The 424-nt window shown below is 55.9% G+C and carries 1 protein-coding gene; it reads right to left on the reverse strand.

The window, feature by feature from the left end:
• Positions 1–45 precede the first annotated feature (45 nt).
• Positions 46–279, reverse strand: a complete 234-nt coding sequence (locus ABD679_RS10980; RefSeq protein ID WP_344760032.1) for a hypothetical protein — start codon at positions 277–279, stop codon at positions 46–48.
• Positions 280–424: the final 145 nt, after the last annotated feature.

A 424-nucleotide genomic window follows, 5' to 3' on the forward strand; every position in this document is an offset into this window, starting at 1 on the left:
CATGGTGTCTCCGGGTAGATCGACAGTCTCCTGCCGGGTACCCGGTTACACAAAATCTTGGACAGGCCCGGAATCGGAGCGGAAGCGCTCACGGGTTCCATTTTGTTTCAGTAACGCCACTATCGCCGCTTTTGCCTCGGGAGATGAGGCGACAAAAATACGAGAACCGACGTCAGGGAAAGGAAGGGGGTTGCGGCCTATGGCAAGTAATGAAGTCCATGTTCCAAGACCGGCGATCAATAAGACGACAAGCAAAATAAGCCACTTCGGCAGGAACATGGTTTGTCACCTCTCTGGATAGTGGGTCTGAGGTCTAACGCCTTATGTCTTGAGTTTCCCCTAGCCTAAGAGCCGAGAGCCCGGCGTGCGCGCCCGATAACGCCTCGGTGTCAGCACCACCGTAATTCAGCAGGGGCCGCACGCC

The organism is Luteimonas lutimaris, assembly GCF_039537065.1.
GTDB classification, from domain to species: Bacteria; Pseudomonadota; Gammaproteobacteria; order Xanthomonadales; family Xanthomonadaceae; genus Luteimonas; species Luteimonas lutimaris.